The sequence below is a fragment of the Pseudacidovorax sp. DMC4 genome, assembly GCF_056314265.1.
This window is the reverse complement of record NZ_JBQUYR010000002.1, coordinates 343,895-359,555: the sequence shown is the minus strand read 5'-3', so window position 1 is coordinate 359,555 and position 15,661 is coordinate 343,895. Positions and strand designations below refer to the sequence as shown.

Sequence of the window (15,661 nt, the reverse complement as noted above, 5' to 3'; positions counted from 1 at the left end):
GCTGCGAACGGTGCTAGGGAATTTTCTGGCGAAGAAAAGAATCGGGCGACGCGGTTTGCGAAAAGCCGCCTATTGTAGCCTCGCCGCCTCACCTTCCAGCCGGCTGGTGTATGCCGAGACATCGAAGTCCGCCATCTCGCAGCGGTTGCGCCCGGCCCGCTTCGCCCGGTAGAGGGCCTGGTCGGCGCGGCGCAGCAGTTCATGGGTGTGCAGCCTCGCGTTCTGGCGCGTGAGCGCCACGCCGAAGCTCGCAGTCACGGCCATGGTGCCGTGGTCCGGAATCGAGAACGGCCGCCCCAGGGCGCTGCGCAGGTGTTCCGCCAACGCCATCGCCTCGGCCGGGCGGGCCACGGCCTGGAACACCACGAACTCCTCGCCCCCGATACGTGCGGTCTGGTCGGGCCGGTGCAGGGTCGACCGCAGCCGGTCCGCCAGTTGTCGCAGCAACTGGTCGCCAACCTCATGCCCATGCTGGTCATTGATCTGCTTGAAGTGGTCGATGTCGAACATGATCAGCGCCAGCATCTGGCCGCCGCTTTCCGCGCTGGCCTGCAGAAGCCGCTGCTCGAAGGTGCGACGGTTGGGCAGGCCGGTCAGATGATCCGTCCCTGCAAGGACATGCAGGCGGGCGATCAGTGCATCGCGCTCCCGCCGCACATGGATCGAGCGCTGAAGCAGTTCCTCCAGGTGGCGCAGAGCAGCAAAGATGGTCCGCAGCTCACGCGCATACCCGCCGCGCCGCTGCGCCGGCGCCAGCGGCGTGAACGTGGTGTCTTCCTGGGTCAGGCCGATCAGCCGGTGCACGGTGTCGAGCAGGGGTGAGAGCAGCCGACGATTGAGCATCACGAGACCCACGGCCAGCAGCATCGTCAGCGACAGCGTGGCGACCACCACGCCCACCAGCACCCACCAGGCGCGATCGTGCAGACCGGAGAGATGGTTCTGCGCCAGCCGGGTCTCCAGGTCCCGCAGCGCCACGATCGGCGCCATGGTGGGGACATAGGCCTCCGCGAACTCGGCAGGCGTCGGACCGCGATGCTGGGCCATGCGCTCGAGCGTCGCGTCGAAATAGGGCATGCCCTGGCCGAAGTAGATGTCGGCCACGCGACCAAAGGCCCGGGCTTCTTCACCCTGGCCCTGCGCGGCAGGTATCGATGCCTGCAGCAGTTCGCTGAGCTGGCGGATCCGTCCCAGCAGCTCGGCGACCCCCTGCCGCTCAGGGACGGACAGCTCGCGCTGGGTGGCCAGGGCCACGGTCAACCGGGAGCCCAGGCGCCCTGCGTTCTCCCTCAGGCGGGCGGCCAGCCGGGCCCGGGTCACCGGGGCGGCAATCTCCGGCGCGAGCCGCTGGAGGTTCTGGCCGAGTTGGTCGATCAGTCGGAACTCGAGATCGACGACGCCGATCATGCGCTCGATAGTCAGGGCCATCTGCCCCGGGTCACGCTGCGCGAGCGTCTGCGTCAGCAAGGCCTGCACCTGCGTGCGGGCCTGCTGCAACTCGCTCTCGATGGCCGCGAATTCGTAGGGGCCCAGCTGGCAGGAACTGCAGGCCGACGCGGCACGTCGGAGGGCTTCGAGGGAAATGTCTGTCTTGCGGCGCGCCGCATCCAGCGTCGGCGCGAACTGGCCGGGGCGTCCGAGGGCTGCATTCATCGGCCCGCGCTCGGCGGACACCTGTTCGACCGCGCTCAGGGCGAGGCGATACACCTGCAGCTGGTCTTCGATCTCGTGCACCGCACGCACGCGCTGGACCGACCAGGTGAACACGAGTGCAGCAAACACCGCCGCCATCAGCAGCACGGCCGCTACCACCGCATTGACCAGCTGATTCAGCACCTGGGGCGCCGCACCGTTGCCACCGTGATGTTGCATGAACGAGCGCAAACACGATCCTGGCTGACGTCCCCGCCAACTCGGTCAATGTTTTTGACACGAAAGTTCACAATTCTGCCCCAACGGGCGCCACTTGCCCAGCAAGTTACGCACAAGTGTGAAAAATCGCACTCCCGGAAGCGCGTTGCACGCCCCAGGCGGTTCCCTCGTCAGGGCTGCGCGGACAGCTTCAAGGCGGCACTGGCATGAAGGCAGACGGCGGCTGCGGCTGCGACGTTGAGCGACTCCTCGCCGCCCGGCTGCGCAATGCGGATGTGCAGATCAGCCCGCGCATCGAGCCCTGCGCCCAACCCCTGCCCTTCGTGCCCCATCATCCAGGCGCAGGGCCAGGGCAACGGGGCCTGGTGCAGCCAGAGTCCTCGATGGGAGCTCGTGGCCAGCAGCGGCAGGCCAAGATCGCCCACGGCCTCGGGCTCCAGGCCTTCAACGAGCCGCAAGGCGAAGTGCGCCCCCATGCCCGCGCGCATCACCTTCGGCGACCATAGCGCCACCGTTCCCTTGAGTGCCAGGATCTGCCCGAACCCAAAGGCAGATGCACTGCGCAGGATGGAGCCGACGTTGCCGGGATCCTGAAGGCGGTCGAGCACGACCGACGCCAGTCCCGCCTGGACGGAATGCTGCTCAGGCAGATCCATCAGGAAGCCGACCGGCGCGGGTGACTCCAGTCCACTGGCCTCCGCCAGCAGCGCGTCCGGCAGCAGGAAGATCTTGGGCGCCGCCTCGGCGAGCTGCTTCGGCGCGTGGGCCCAGAAGGATTCCGCAAAGACCGCAGCCGCCGGCCGAAGGCCCCGATTCAGCGCCGCGCTGCAAAGGTGGTCCCCCTCCAGCCAGAGCCGTCCCAGGCGGCGGTAGGCGGCGCCATCGCGGGCCAGGCGACGCAAATCCTTCAGAAGCGGGTTGTCGCGCGAGCTGATGCGCACGGGCTCGGCCGCACGGTGCGCCATGGCCGGCGAGCGGGAACCGTCCGGGCCCGTCGAACCCGCACTCATGGCAGCAGCCGCTCCGGTGACGCGGCCATCTGCACCCGCACCGCGCTCTCCACCCGCACCACCACGGGCGGCACGCCGGCCACCTGCAGCGCCTGCGCTACAGGCGAGAACGAACGCCGGTGATGGACGCAGGCACCGTGCTGGCGCAACGCCGCCAGGTGCTCGGGGGTGCCATAGCCCTTGTGGGCGGCAAAGCCATACTGCGGAAACTCATCGTGCAGCGCCAGGCACAGCCGGTCCCGATGGACCTTGGCGAGGATCGAGGCGGCGGAAATGGCCTTCACCCGTGCGTCGCCCTTGACGATGGCTTCGGCCAGCACATCCAGGGGCGGCAGGCGGTTGCCGTCGACCATCACCTTGGAGGGTCGAAGGCGCAGGCCCTGCACGGCGCGGCGCATGGCCAGCATCGTCGCCTGCAGGATGTTGTGGGTGTCGATCTCTTCCACCGTGGCGGTGGCGATCGAGCAGCACAGTGCCTTGGCCAGGATCTCGTCGTGCAGTTTCTCGCGCCGCAGCGGCGTGAGCACCTTGGAATCGGCCAGGCCCTTGATGGGGTGCAGGTCGTCCAGGATCACCGCCGCCGCCACCACCGGTCCGGCCAGGGGGCCGCGCCCGGCCTCGTCCACGCCGGCCAGCAGGCCCGGGGCATCCCACGCGAGGGGCACCTGTTCAGGCTTGGAGGACTTTCTCGATCGCATCGGCACAGAGTGTGGGGGTGTCACGCAGCAACTCACCATGGAGTTGCGTAAACCGCTGGCGCAGTGCGGCAACGCGTTCCGGCGCGTCAAGCCACGCCAGCGTGGCATCCGCGAGTGCCTGCGGCGTGGCAGCTTCCTGCAGCAATTCCGGCACCACGAAATCGCTGCACAGGATGTTCGGCAGTCCCACCCAGGGCTGCAGCTGCTGTCGGTGCATGAGGTGCCAGGAGACGCGGTTCATGTTGTAGGCGATCACCATGGGCCGCTTGAAGAGCGCCGCCTCCAGCGTGGCCGTACCGCTGGCGATCAGCGTCACGTCGCAGCTGGCCAGCACCTGGTGCGAGCGGCCGTCGACGAGCCTGATCGCGCCGGCCATCTCGCTGGCTGCCAGCAAGGTCTCGGCCTCCCCGCGCAGACTGGGGATGATGGGCGCCACGAACTGGAGCTCCGGCCGGCTGCGCCGCATGCGCGCAGCGGCGGCAAAGAAACGTGTCGCCAGATACCGCAGTTCCGAACGCCGGCTGCCGGGCAGGAGGGCGACCACGGGCCGGTCTTCGTCCAGATCCAGGGCGCGGCGGGCCGCACGCTGATCCACCTCCATCGGGATCACATTCGCCAGCGGATGGCCCACGTAGCTGGCCGAGACGCCCTGCTCCGCCAGCAGCGCAGGCTCGAAGGGGAAGATGCACAGCACATGGTCAGCGGCGGCGCGGATCTTCTCGATGCGGTCTGCCCGCCATGCCCAGATGGAGGGGCAGACGAAGTGAACGGTGCGGATGCCGCGCCCGCGCAGGGCGGCCTCGAGATCGAGGTTGAAATCGGGGGCGTCGACACCGATGAACAGCTGTGGCCATTCGCGCAGCAAGCGGGCCCGCAAGTGCCTGCGGATGCCGGCGATCTCGGCATAGTGGCGCAGCACCTCGATGTAGCCGCGCACGGCGAGCTTTTCCTGGGGCCACCAGCTCTGGAATCCGCGGGCAAGCATCTGCGGCCCACCGATGCCCACCAGCGAGGCGTCGGGCCAACGGGGCTTGAGACCGTCGATGAGCAGGCTGGCCAGGAGATCGCCGGACGCCTCGCCCGCGACCATCGCGAACTGGCGCGAAGACACGGAAGTCCCCGCCATGTCAGCGTGCAATGCCGCGCGTGCTGTCCGCGAGAAAGGCGCTCATCAGCTGAACGTCGACTGCCGCATCGGGCATGTCGACGGCGAGTGCGTCGATGGCGGCGCGGGCGTCGTCGAGCGTGCGGCCCTGGCGATACAACAGGCGATGCATCTGCTTGATGGCCGCAAGACGCGCTGCCGAAAAATCCCGGCGCTTCAGGCCCACGATGTTGAAGCCGCGAACGGCCATGGGATTGCCATCGACCAGCATGAAGGGCGGGACGTCCTGGGAAACGGCGGTCGCGAAACCGACCATCGCATGCGCCCCCACCTTCACGAACTGGTGGATGCCCACCAGGCCGCCCACCGTCACCCAGTCGCCCAGTTCCACATGACCTGCCAGGGTGGTGTTGTTGGACAGTGTGGTGTGGTCGCCGACCCGACAGTCGTGCGCGATGTGGCTGTAGGCCATGATCCAGTTGTCGTGGCCCACGCGCGTGATACCACCGGCGCCTGGCACGCCCAGGTTGAAGGTGCAGAACTCCCGGATCGTGTTGCGGTCGCCAATCTCGAGCGCCGTATCCTCGCCGGCGTATTTCTTGTCCTGGGGGATCGCCCCGAGCGACGCGAATTGGAAGATCCGGTTGTCACGTCCGATGGTCGTGCGCCCTTCGATCACACAGTGCGGGCCGACGGAGGTGCCCGCCCCGATGCGGACCTTCGGCCCGATCACGGCGTAAGGGCCGACGCTGACCGACGCATCCAGCTCGGCGCCCGGGTCGACGATGGCGGTCGGATGGATCTGGGGCATGCCTCAGGCCTCGATGCGACGCATGGCACACATCAGCTCGGCCTCGCACGCGAGTTCTTCGCCCACCTTGGCGCGGCCCCGGAACTTGGAAATGCCCGCTTTCATGCGGTCGATCTCGACCTCGAGCGTCAGCTGGTCGCCCGGCTCCACCGGACGCTTGAAGCGTGCGCCGTCGATGGCGGCAAAGTAATAGACGGTGTTGTCGTCCGGCACGATGTCCAGCGAGCGGAAGGACAGCAGTGCCGCGGCCTGCGCCATGGCCTCCAGCATCAGCACGCCGGGCATGACCGGGCGATGCGGAAAGTGGCCGTTGAAGAACGGCTCGTTCATCGTCACGTTCTTCAGCGCCGTGATGCGCTTGCCCTTCTCCATGTCCAGCACCCGGTCGACCAGCAGGAAGGGGTAGCGATGGGGCAGGAGCTTGAGGATCTGGTGGATGTCGAGCGTGTTCGTCATGGTGTCAGGCCAGAGGCGGCTTGCTTCTCGAGCGCGCGCAGGCGCTCGCGCAACTGGTGCAGATGACGCAGCGTGGCGGCATTGCGCTCCCAGGCCGCGTTGTCATCGATGGGAAACACGCCAGTGTACTGCCCCGGCTTGAGGATCGAACGGGTGACCACGGTGGCGGCGGAGACATGAACGCCATCCGCCAGCTTGAGGTGACCGAGCACCACCGCGCCGCCGCCGATGGTGCACTGCGCGCCGATGTCGGCGCTCCCTGCCACGCCCACGCAACCGGCCATGGCCGTGTTGCGACCGACGCGCACGTTGTGGCCGATCTGGATGAGGTTGTCCAGCTTGACGCCGTCCTCGAGCACCGTGTCCTCCAGCGCGCCCCGGTCGATGCAGGTGTTGGCACCGATCTCCACGTCGTTGCCGATGCGTACCGCCCCCAGCTGCTCGATCTTGACCCAGGCACCTTCATGAGGCGCCAGTCCGAAGCCATCGGCGCCGATGACGACCCCAGGGTGGAGCAGGCAGCGATCACCGATGACGCAGTCCTCGCTGACGGTGACGCGCGACTTGAGGACGGTGCCAGCCCCGATGCGGGCACCGCGTTCGACCACGCACAGCGGACCGATGACCGCCGTCGCATCGACATGCGCACCCGCATCGACCACTGCCGAGGGATGGATGCCCGGTGGCTGCGCGGGCGAGTGCCGTGCCTTCCACAGCTGTGTCAGCCGGGCAAAGTAGAGATAGGGATCCGCGACGACCAGGCAGGCTCCGCGCGCCATCGCCTCGTCCCGCATGGACGGGGCCACGATGACGCAGCCCGCCCGGGAGGCCAACAGTTCCTTGCGATAACGAGGGTGGCTCAGGAAGCTGATGGCGGCCGGGCCGGCCGCGCTTAGCGGCTCCAGCCGCTCCACCACCATCGCTGCATCGCCGAGCAACTCGCCGCCGAGCACAGCGACGATCTCGCCCAGAAGCAGGCTCACGGCGCCGGCGTCACTTGCTGCCGCTGCCGTTCGGAGCGGCCGCGGCGTTCAGGGCCTTGATCACCTTGTCGGTGATGTCGTGCTTGGGATTGACGTAGACCGCATCCTGAAGGATCACGTCGTACTTCTCGGCCTCGGCGACCTGCTTGATCGCACGTTGCGCGCTTTCGTACACCTTCTGCAGTTCTTCGCTGCGACGCAGGTTGAGGTCCTCCTGGAACTCACGGCGCTTGCGCTGGAAATCGCGGTCCTGATCGACCAGTTGGCGCTGGCGCTGGGTCCGCTGCGTCTCGGACAGGGTCGGCGCATCGCGCTCCAGCTTGTCCGAAGCCGCCTTGAGTGCCGCTTCCTGGTCCTTGAGATCCTTCTCGCGCTTGAGGAACTCCTGTTCCAGGCGAGTCTGGGCGGCCTTGGCCGCAGGCGCCTCGCGCATCACGCGATCAGGATTGACCACGCCAAAACGGAACGCTTCCTGGGCGTGCGCCACGCCCGTCATCATCAGGCCTGCCAGCAGTGCGGCAGCAGACCAAGAGTACATCTTCTTCATTGACTGACTCAGAATGCCGTACCGATCTGGAACTGGACGCGCTGCGTGCGGTCCGCCGGCACCAGCGGGACGAGAGGATTGTTGGGGTCCGGCACTTCCTTCTGCTGCCGGATCGGCACTGCATAGGCGATGCGCAGGGGGCCGAGCGGCGAGATCCAGCTGATCCCCAGGCCGAAGGAGGCACGGATGCGCTGCTGCGCCTTCCACTGCTCATCGGTCTGGCCGTCGCGGCGGTCGGCAAACACGTTACCGGCGTCGAGGAAGGTATAGAGACGCAGCGTGCGGTCATTGCCCGCGCCCGGGAACGGCGTGCTCAGTTCGATGTTGAACACGGCCTTCTTCGTGCCACCCAGTGCCGCGGTCGTGACCGTGTCGCGCGGACCGAGCGAGTTCTGCTCGAAGCCACGGATGGAGCCCAGGCCACCGGCATAGAAGTTCTTGAAGATCGGGAAGTCCTTGCCGCCGAATGCCTTGGCGTATCCCAGTTCGGCGTTGAGGGCCAACGTGTACTGCTTGGACAGCGGGATGTACTGCTGGAACTGGTAGCTCGTCTTGCCGTAGCTGAAATCGCCGCCCACGCCGAACTCGAGGTTGGCGCGCTGCACGCGACCCTTGGTCGGAACCAGAGCGCTGTCTCGATCGTCACGGGCCCAGCCGACCGTCAGCGGCACGCCCCAGACCGAGTCGCGGTTGCAGTCCAGCGACGTGGCGTAGCCGCCCGCGCCATACTGGAAGCCGCACTGGAAGTAGTTCAGGTACGCCTGCGGGATCGACTTGCCGTACAGGTCGCGGTAGTAGGTCGCCAGCGCCGGGTTGACGAGCGCGAGCAGCGAATAGTCGGGCACATCGCCCGGCTTGAACTTGTAGCGCTCGATGCCCGCACCGAAGAAGACCGTGTCCACTTCGCTGAACGGCACGCCGAAACGGATCGAGCCGCCCTCAGCCACGAGCGAGTAGTCGCCGTCGGTGCTGTAGTAGGGCCGCGTGGTCTGATGGAAAACGCTGATCGTCCGGGAGATGCCGTCCTGCGTGAAGTACGGGTCCGTGGTGGTCAGCGAGATGGTGCGGTAGTACTTGCTGGTGTTGACGTTCAGACCGAGGTAGTTGCCCGATCCGAAGACGTTCTCCTGCGTGATACCGAAGTTCAGCGAGATCTTGTCCGAACTCGAGAAACCTGCGCCCAGTTGCAGCGAACCCGTCGGCTTCTCGACCACGTTGTAGGTCAGGTCGACCTGGTCTGGCGAACCCGGCACTTCCTGCGTATCGACGTTGACTTCGGTGAAATAGCCCAGACGGTCCACCCGCTCGCGCGACAGCTTGATGCGATCGCCGTCGTACCACGAAGCCTCGAATTGGCGGAACTCGCGGCGGATCACTTCGTCGCGCGTCTTGTTGTTGCCGGACACGTTGATCCGGCGCACATAGACGCGGCGCGACGGATCGGCCTGAAGCACCAGCGCGACGCGGTTGTTCTCGCGATCGATCTCGGGCTTGGCCTGCACACGGGCGAAGGCATAGCCGAAGCTGGCGAAGTAGTCGTTGAAGGCTTTGGTGGTCTCCGTCACCTGCTCACCGTTGTACGCCTCGCCGGGCTTGATGGTGATCAGCGATTTGAACTCGTCGTCACGCCCGAGGTAGTTGCCATCGAGGCGGACACCCGATACGACGTACTTCGGACCTTCGTGGATGTTGACGGTGATCGACAGATCCTGCCGGTTGGGCGAGATCGCCACCTGCGTGGAGTCGACGCGGAACTCCATGTAGCCACGCGTAATGTAGTACTGCTTGAGCGTCTCGAGGTCGGCGTTGAGCTTGGTGCGCGAGTACTGGTTCGACTTGGTGTACCACGACAACCAGCCGCCGGTGTCCTGGTCGAACAGCCCGAGCAGCGTGGACTCGCTGAAGGCATTGGCACCCACGATCCGGATGTCGCGGATGCGGGCGGGCGCCCCTTCGGTGACCGTGAACGTGAGGTTGACCCGGTTGCGCTCGATCGGCGTCACCGTGGTCACCACCTCGGCGTTGTAGAGGCTGCGGGAGATGTACTGGCGCTTGAGCTCCTGCTCTGCACGATCCGCCAGCGCCTTGTCGAAAGGACGGCCGTCGGTCAGGCCGACCTCGCGCAGCGCCTTCTTCAGCGCTTCCTTGTCGAACTCCTTGGCGCCCACGAAGTCGACATCGGCAATGGTGGGACGTTCCTCGACGATCACCACCACCACATTGCCATTCACGTCGATGCGTACGTCCTTGAACAGGCCCAGGTCGAACAGCGCACGGATGGCCGCGGAGCCGCGATCATCGGTGTAGGTCTCGCCGACGCGCAGGGGAATGGAAGCGAACACCGTGCCGGGCTCGACACGCTGCAGGCCCTCGATGCGGATGTCCCGGACGGTGAACGGCTCAATGGCCCAGGCGGCCGTCGCGGCCAACGCACTGGTGAGCACCGCTGCCACGCTGCGCAGGCGAAAGCGACTGATCTGTTGGTTCATGTGTGAAGAAGAAGGCCGGCGCCGCCAGGGGCCGGCTGAAGGTTAACCAAAGAGACGATTCACGTCGTTGAAGAGTGCAATCGACATCATCACCAGCAGCAGCGCGACACCCCCGCGCTGAAGACGTTCCATCCAGGCGTCGGACACGCCCCTGCCAGTCAGGCCCTCCCAAAGATAATACATCAGGTGCCCCCCATCGAGGACCGGCAGCGGCAGCAGGTTCAGTACGCCCAGACTCACACTAATGAGGGCCAGGAAGACGAGGTATTGGGTCAGCCCCAGGCTGGCGGACTTGCCCGCGTAATCGGCGATGGTGAGGGGCCCGCTGATGTTCTTGATCGACGCTTCCCCGATCACCATCTTGCCCATCATCTTGAGCGTCAGCGTCGACACCTCCCAGGTGCGCTGCACGCCCTTGACGAGGCCATCCAGCGGACCCTGCCGCACCGTCACCATCTCAGGCGCGGCCCCGACATAGGCGCCGATTCGTCCGATGGCGGTGCCCGACTCGTCGCGGACGTCGGGCCGCACCTCCAGCGTCAGCATCCGCCCATCCCGCTCGATATGCCAGGGTTGCGCGCGGCCTTCTCGCCCGTCCACCGAGCGGCGGATGAGTTCGCGCAGGTGCTGGCCGTCGATCACCATCGTGCTGCCGACCGATATGACCTGGTCGCCCGCCTTCAGGCCGGACCGGCTCGCAGCCCCGTCGGCCATGACCTCGCCGATGACCGGGCGGGTGAACGGCGCGGCCAGGCCGATCCTGGCGAACATCTGCGGATCGGCATCTCGCGCACCCATGCTGCTCAACGGCAGCACCACCTCGCGCGTTCCTCGGCCTGCGGCGCCTTCGATCTCGAGCCGGAGGTCGCGGCCGTCCAGGGCGGCTCGCGTCGCCTGCCATCGAAGATCCTCGAAAGAGGAGACGGGACTGAGCGAGTCGGCGCCATCATCCCCCACCCCCAACACGCGTTCGCCGCCCTGAAGCCCAGCCTCGGCAGCCAAGGAAGATTCGGCGGGCTTGCCGATCACGGCTGCAGGCTCCTGGACGCCGATCCATCCCACCACCGCGTAGAGAAGAACGGCCAGCAGCAGGTTGGCCACAGGGCCGGCAGCCACGATGGCGGCCCGGGACTTCAAGGGTTGCGTATTGAAAGCGCGATGGCGCTCTTCGGGCGCCACCGGTGCCTCGCGCTCGTCGAGCATGCGCACGTAACCGCCCAGCGGCAACGCGCCCACGACGAACTCCGTGTCCTGGCCGGGACGCTGCCGGCGAGGCTTCCACCGCAACAAGGCGGGACCGAAACCGATGGAGAAACGGATGACCCGCACATTGCAGGCCACGGCCACGCGGTAATGGCCGTATTCATGGACGGCGATCAGCAGCCCCAGCGCGACGACGAAGGCAACGAGGGTGAGCATGGCAGGCAGGGGGTTGCAGTCAGGATGCCATCCGGCCGACGGCAAGCTCGGCGGCACGCCGGGCCTGCGCATCCAGATCCAGCAGATCGGCCAGGGACTGCGCCTTCGAGGGCCGCACACGGTCCAAAGTTTCGACGTTGACGGCGTGGATCCTGTCGAAGCGCAGCCGCCCGTCCAGGAAGGCCGCCACCGCCACCTCGTTCGCCGCGTTGAGCACCGCCGGCGTGCCCGGCGCGGCCTCGAGTACCTGCCAGGCAAGCTTAAGCCCGGGGAAGCGCCGCTCGTCGGCCTCCTCGAAGGTCAGCGAAGCCAGCTGACGGAAGTCGAGCCGCTGCGAACCGCTCTCCACCCGTTCGGGCCAGGCCAGACCGCAGGCGATCGGCACGCGCATGTCGGGCGTCCCCAGTTGCGCGAGCACGGAGCCGTCGATGAACTCCACCATGGAGTGGATGACGCTCTGCGGATGGAGCGTCACCTCGATGCGCGACGGGGGCAGCCCGAACAGATGCCGGGCCTCGATCACCTCCAGCGCCTTGTTCATCATGGTGGCGGAATCCACCGAGATCTTGCGACCCATCACCCAGTTGGGATGCGCGCAGGCCTGGTCCGGCGTCACGTCTGAGAGAGTTGACGGGTCGCGCCCACGGAAGGGGCCGCCCGACGCGGTGAGGATCAGCCGCTCGACCCGCTGAGGCCAACTGGCCGGGTCTTCGGGCAGGCACTGGAAGATGGCCGAATGTTCGCTGTCGATCGGCAGCAGGGTCGCACCACCGCGGCGGACCGTCTCCATGAACAGCGCGCCACCCACCACCAGCGCCTCCTTGTTGGCCAGCAGCAACCGCTTGCCGGCCGCCGCGGCGGCAAGGCACGACGCCAGGCCGGCCGCGCCCACGATGGCTGCCATCACGGCATCGACGTCGGGATGCGCCGCCACCTCGTCCAGCGCCTGCGGGCCGCTCAGGACGCGGGTGGACAACTGGGCGGCCTCCAGGCGCGAGGCCAGATCGCGCGCCGCCAGCTCGTCAGCCATGACGGCGAAGCGGGGCCGGAAGCGCAGGCACTGTGCGGCCAGTTCGTCGACGCGGGTGGCGGCCGTCAGGGCGAAGACCTCGTAACGGTCCGGATGGCGGGCGATCACGTCCAGGGTGCTGGTGCCCACGGAGCCCGTCGCCCCGAGGATGGTCACGCGTTGTCTCACCGGAATCCCTTGAAGAAGATCAGGCCAGTGACGACAGCATCATCGCCAGTGGCAGTGTCGGGAGCAGCGCGTCGATGCGGTCGAGCACGCCACCGTGGCCCGGCAACAGTCCGCTGCTGTCCTTGGCGCCGGCGCTGCGCTTGATGAGCGACTCGACCAGGTCGCCCACCACGCTCATCGCGGCAAGGAACACAACGCCCAACAGCAGCAGCCACCAGCCGCGTGCAGCCAGGTGCGTGTACAGGCTGGGGACCACGGCAGCGGCCACCCGGTCCGCCCAGACCCAGCAAACTGCCAGCACGATCACGCCGACCACGCCGCCCCACACCCCTTCCCAGCTCTTGCCAGGGCTGATGGCTGGCGCCAGCTTGCGATGGGTGAAGCGAAGGCCGAAGGCGCGGCCCGCGAAGTACGCGAACACGTCGGCCACCCAGACCAGCACGAGAATCGACAGCAGGAAATTGATGCCGATGGTGCGCGCCTGCACCGCCGCGAGCCAAGCCGCCCACAGCGCCAGCAGCCCGCCAACGACACGGACGGCCTTTGGAACATGCGGCCAGCCCGGCACCGCCAGCTTCAGCAGTGCGGCGCCACCCAGCACCCACGCTGCACCGGCCACCGTCCACAGCAGAGGCAACGGCTTCGACAGCAGCCCCAGCCACCACGACAACGCGCACAGCAGCACCATCTCGCCGCCCAGCAGCAAGGCGATGCCCTGGTGGTAACCGTTGAGACGGCCCCATTCCCAACCTGCTGCGGCCACCAGCACCAACATGACGCAGGCGAAAGGCTCGGGCGATGGGTAGAACAGCGCCGGCAGCAGAACGGCCAGCAGGACGAGGGCGGTGATGATGCGCTGCTTCAGCATGGAGACCGTCGCTCAGGCCACCTGGCTTTGCAGCGGCTGCGGTTGGTGACCCGCCACCAGCTGCTCGGAGGTTTTGCCGAAGCGACGCTCGCGGCCACGGAAGGCCTCGATCGCGAGATCGAGCGCGGCCTCGTCGAACTCCGGCCACAGGCAGTCTGTGAAGTACAGCTCGGAGTAGGCGCTCTGCCAGAGCAGAAAGTTGGAGAAGCGCTGTTCGCCACCGGTGCGGATCACAAGGTCCGGATCAGGGCTGTGCGCCAGCGCCATGGCCCGGCCGAGGCTTTCCTCGGTGATGGGATGACCATGCCGGGCCAACTGGGCCGCCGCCTGGGCGATGTCCCAACGGCCGCCATAGTTGAAGCAGATGTTCAGCACCAGACGCGTGTTCTGCGCAGTGTCCGCCTCGGCCTTGGACAGGCCCGACACGAGCCGGGCCGACAAGGCGGTGCGATCACCCACGAAATGCAGTTGCACCCCGTCCGCCGCCAACCGTGGCACCTCGCGCTGCAACACCAGCAGCAGCAGGTCCATCAGGCCGGAGACTTCGTCCTTGGGCCGGTTCCAGTTCTCCGAAGAGAACGCAAAGACAGTCAGCACCTCGATGCCGCGGTCGGAGCAGGCACGGACGCAGCGACGCAGCGATTCGACGCCTTGACGGTGGCCGGCCACCCGAGGAAGGAACCGGCGCGTCGCCCAGCGGCCGTTGCCGTCCATCACGATGGCGACATGGCGCGGCACACGTTGGGCAGTCATGGACGGGTCGGCTCCTGGCTCCGGCGTTCCGGAAAAGACACGGGGAATGGGCGACGCGACAGGGCGGGCCTCAGACGGCCAGGATGTCGGCTTCCTTGGCCGCCACCAGCTTGTCGATCTCCGCGATGTAGCGGTCGGTCATCTTCTGGATCTCGGCCTCGGCGCGCTTCTGGTCGTCTTCCGACGCCGCCTTGTCCTTGACCAGCTTCTTGACCGACTCGTTGGCGTCGCGGCGAAGGTTGCGCGTGGCCACCTTGGCGTTCTCGCCCTCGTGGCGCGCCAACTTGGTCATCTCCTTGCGGCGCTCCTCGCTCATCGGCGGCATCGGCACGCGGATCAGCTCACCCATGCTGGCGGGATTGAGGCCCAGATCGCTTTCGCGGATGGCCTTCTCGATCTTGGCGCCCATGTTCTTTTCCCAGGGCTGGACGCTGATGGTGCGTGCGTCAAGTAGGGCCACATTGGCCACCTGCGACAGCGGCACCTGCGAGCCGTAGTACTCGACATGGATGCTGTCCAGCAAGGCCGGATTGGCGCGGCCCGTGCGGATCTTGGCGAGATGGCCCTGCAGCGCGGTCAGCGTCTGCTTCATCTTGGCTTCGGTCCCGCTGCGGATATCGGCAATGGTCATGATTTGTTCTCGTTGTCAGACATGCACCAAGGTGCCTTCGTCCTCACCCAGCACCACGCGCTTGAGGGCACCGGCCTTGAAGATGGAGAACACCTTGATGGGCAGTTTCTGATCGCGGCACAGCGCGAAGGCGGTCGCGTCCATGATGCCGAGGTTCTGGGAAATGGCCTCGTCGAAGGACAGCGATGAATAGCGCTGGGCCGACGGATCCTTCTTGGGATCGGCGCTGTACACGCCGTCGACCTTGGTGGCCTTGAGCACCAGCTCGGCGCCCACTTCAGCGCCGCGCAATGCAGCGGCGGTGTCCGTGGTGAAGAAGGGGTTGCCGGTGCCGGCGGCGAACACGACCACCTTGCCCTCTTCGAGGTACTGCAGCGCCTTGGGCCGCACGTACGGCTCCACCACCTGGTCGATGGCGATGGCCGACATGACGCGCGCGGTCAGGCCCTGCTTGTTCATGGCGTCGGCCAGGGCCAGCGAGTTCATGACCGTGGCCAGCATGCCCATGTAGTCGGCCGTCGCACGGTCCATGCCCACGGCACCGCCCGCGACGCCGCGGAAGATGTTGCCGCCGCCGATGACCACCGCCACCTCGACGCCCAGACGCACCACTTCAGCCACTTCCTCGACCATGCGCACGATGGTCGCCCGATTGATGCCGAAGGCGTCGTCGCCCATCAGCGCCTCACCCGACAGCTTGAGAAGAATACGCTTATGGGCGGGAGAGGCGTCTTGCATAGGCAATGGGAACAGAATGTTGAAGCGGGAGGGAGTGTACGTGGTGAGGCGCAAGAAAAAAGCGGTGGCACGCCCCGTTACAG

The 15,661-nt window shown here is 66.8% G+C and carries 15 protein-coding genes; all 15 read right to left on the bottom strand.

Annotated elements, in window-relative coordinates; genetic code table 11:
• Nucleotides 1–69: 69 nt before the first annotated feature.
• The 15 genes from ACT54X_RS05330 to pyrH all read right to left on the bottom strand — a co-directional run bounded on the left by ACT54X_RS05330 (nucleotide 70) and on the right by pyrH (nucleotide 15,578).
• Entirely contained in the window at nucleotides 70–1,884 is a 1,815-nt protein-coding gene (locus ACT54X_RS05330; RefSeq protein WP_476345434.1) for a GGDEF domain-containing protein, read from the bottom strand.
• A 158-nt stretch (nucleotides 1,885–2,042) separates the two neighbouring features.
• Nucleotides 2,043–2,837, bottom strand: a complete 795-nt coding sequence (locus ACT54X_RS05325; protein ID WP_476345659.1) for a TrmH family RNA methyltransferase — start codon at nucleotides 2,835–2,837, stop codon at nucleotides 2,043–2,045.
• A gap of 41 nt (nucleotides 2,838–2,878) precedes the next feature.
• On the bottom strand, nucleotides 2,879–3,580 hold the full coding sequence (gene rnhB / locus ACT54X_RS05320; RefSeq protein WP_476345432.1) for a ribonuclease HII: 702 nt from the start codon (nucleotides 3,578–3,580) through the stop codon (nucleotides 2,879–2,881).
• Nucleotides 3,552–4,706, bottom strand: coding sequence for a lipid-A-disaccharide synthase (lpxB, locus tag ACT54X_RS05315; RefSeq protein WP_354318951.1), 1,155 nt, complete (start codon nucleotides 4,704–4,706; stop codon nucleotides 3,552–3,554). The genes rnhB and lpxB overlap by 29 nt, the downstream gene beginning before the upstream one ends.
• 1 nt (nucleotide 4,707) lies before the next feature.
• A complete protein-coding gene (gene lpxA / locus ACT54X_RS05310; RefSeq protein WP_017761651.1) occupies nucleotides 4,708–5,496 on the bottom strand; it encodes an acyl-ACP--UDP-N-acetylglucosamine O-acyltransferase in 789 nt (262 codons plus the stop codon).
• A gap of 3 nt (nucleotides 5,497–5,499) precedes the next feature.
• A complete protein-coding gene (gene fabZ, locus ACT54X_RS05305) occupies nucleotides 5,500–5,952 on the bottom strand; it encodes a 3-hydroxyacyl-ACP dehydratase FabZ (protein ID WP_017761652.1) in 453 nt (150 codons plus the stop codon).
• Entirely contained in the window at nucleotides 5,949–6,935 is a 987-nt protein-coding gene (gene lpxD, locus ACT54X_RS05300) for a UDP-3-O-(3-hydroxymyristoyl)glucosamine N-acyltransferase (RefSeq protein ID WP_476345430.1), read from the bottom strand. The genes fabZ and lpxD overlap by 4 nt, the downstream gene beginning before the upstream one ends.
• A gap of 10 nt (nucleotides 6,936–6,945) precedes the next feature.
• A complete protein-coding gene (locus ACT54X_RS05295) occupies nucleotides 6,946–7,482 on the bottom strand; it encodes an OmpH/Skp family outer membrane protein (protein WP_294374885.1) in 537 nt (178 codons plus the stop codon).
• An 8-nt stretch (nucleotides 7,483–7,490) separates the two neighbouring features.
• Nucleotides 7,491–9,971 (bottom strand): outer membrane protein assembly factor BamA, encoded by a 2,481-nt coding sequence (gene bamA / locus ACT54X_RS05290; RefSeq protein WP_294374883.1) that lies wholly within the window; start codon nucleotides 9,969–9,971, stop codon nucleotides 7,491–7,493.
• Nucleotides 9,972–10,013: 42 nt separating this feature from the next.
• Nucleotides 10,014–11,390, bottom strand: a complete 1,377-nt coding sequence (gene rseP / locus ACT54X_RS05285) for an RIP metalloprotease RseP (protein ID WP_476345428.1) — start codon at nucleotides 11,388–11,390, stop codon at nucleotides 10,014–10,016.
• A 19-nt stretch (nucleotides 11,391–11,409) separates the two neighbouring features.
• The gene (gene ispC, locus ACT54X_RS05280; RefSeq protein ID WP_294374880.1) at nucleotides 11,410–12,588 is read right to left on the bottom strand and encodes a 1-deoxy-D-xylulose-5-phosphate reductoisomerase; all 1,179 of its coding nucleotides are present in this window, start codon (nucleotides 12,586–12,588) and stop codon (nucleotides 11,410–11,412) included.
• Nucleotides 12,589–12,607: 19 nt separating this feature from the next.
• Entirely contained in the window at nucleotides 12,608–13,456 is an 849-nt protein-coding gene (locus tag ACT54X_RS05275) for a phosphatidate cytidylyltransferase (RefSeq protein ID WP_294374878.1), read from the bottom strand.
• A gap of 12 nt (nucleotides 13,457–13,468) precedes the next feature.
• Nucleotides 13,469–14,170, bottom strand: a complete 702-nt coding sequence (gene uppS, locus ACT54X_RS05270; protein WP_476345426.1) for a polyprenyl diphosphate synthase — start codon at nucleotides 14,168–14,170, stop codon at nucleotides 13,469–13,471.
• Nucleotides 14,171–14,279: 109 nt separating this feature from the next.
• Nucleotides 14,280–14,840, bottom strand: a complete 561-nt coding sequence (gene frr / locus ACT54X_RS05265; RefSeq protein WP_294374872.1) for a ribosome recycling factor — start codon at nucleotides 14,838–14,840, stop codon at nucleotides 14,280–14,282.
• A 15-nt stretch (nucleotides 14,841–14,855) separates the two neighbouring features.
• Nucleotides 14,856–15,578 (bottom strand): UMP kinase, encoded by a 723-nt coding sequence (gene pyrH, locus ACT54X_RS05260; protein ID WP_043112667.1) that lies wholly within the window; start codon nucleotides 15,576–15,578, stop codon nucleotides 14,856–14,858.
• Between the last annotated feature and the right edge of the window lie 83 nt (nucleotides 15,579–15,661).

Coding starts and splice junctions, on each gene's coding strand:
- ACT54X_RS05325 (WP_476345659.1), bottom strand. CDS start 2,837: ATGGCGCACCGTGCGGCCGAGCCCGTGCGCATCAGCTCGCGCGACAAC.
- rnhB (WP_476345432.1), bottom strand. CDS start 3,580: ATGCGATCGAGAAAGTCCTCCAAGCCTGAACAGGTGCCCCTCGCGTGG.
- lpxB (WP_354318951.1), bottom strand. CDS start 4,706: ATGGCGGGGACTTCCGTGTCTTCGCGCCAGTTCGCGATGGTCGCGGGC.
- lpxA (WP_017761651.1), bottom strand. CDS start 5,496: ATGCCCCAGATCCATCCGACCGCCATCGTCGACCCGGGCGCCGAGCTG.
- fabZ (WP_017761652.1), bottom strand. CDS start 5,952: ATGACGAACACGCTCGACATCCACCAGATCCTCAAGCTCCTGCCCCAT.
- ACT54X_RS05295 (WP_294374885.1), bottom strand. CDS start 7,482: ATGAAGAAGATGTACTCTTGGTCTGCTGCCGCACTGCTGGCAGGCCTG.
- bamA (WP_294374883.1), bottom strand. CDS start 9,971: ATGAACCAACAGATCAGTCGCTTTCGCCTGCGCAGCGTGGCAGCGGTG.
- rseP (WP_476345428.1), bottom strand. CDS start 11,390: ATGCTCACCCTCGTTGCCTTCGTCGTCGCGCTGGGGCTGCTGATCGCC.
- ACT54X_RS05275 (WP_294374878.1), bottom strand. CDS start 13,456: ATGCTGAAGCAGCGCATCATCACCGCCCTCGTCCTGCTGGCCGTTCTG.
- uppS (WP_476345426.1), bottom strand. CDS start 14,170: ATGGACGGCAACGGCCGCTGGGCGACGCGCCGGTTCCTTCCTCGGGTG.
- frr (WP_294374872.1), bottom strand. CDS start 14,840: ATGACCATTGCCGATATCCGCAGCGGGACCGAAGCCAAGATGAAGCAG.
- pyrH (WP_043112667.1), bottom strand. CDS start 15,578: ATGCAAGACGCCTCTCCCGCCCATAAGCGTATTCTTCTCAAGCTGTCG.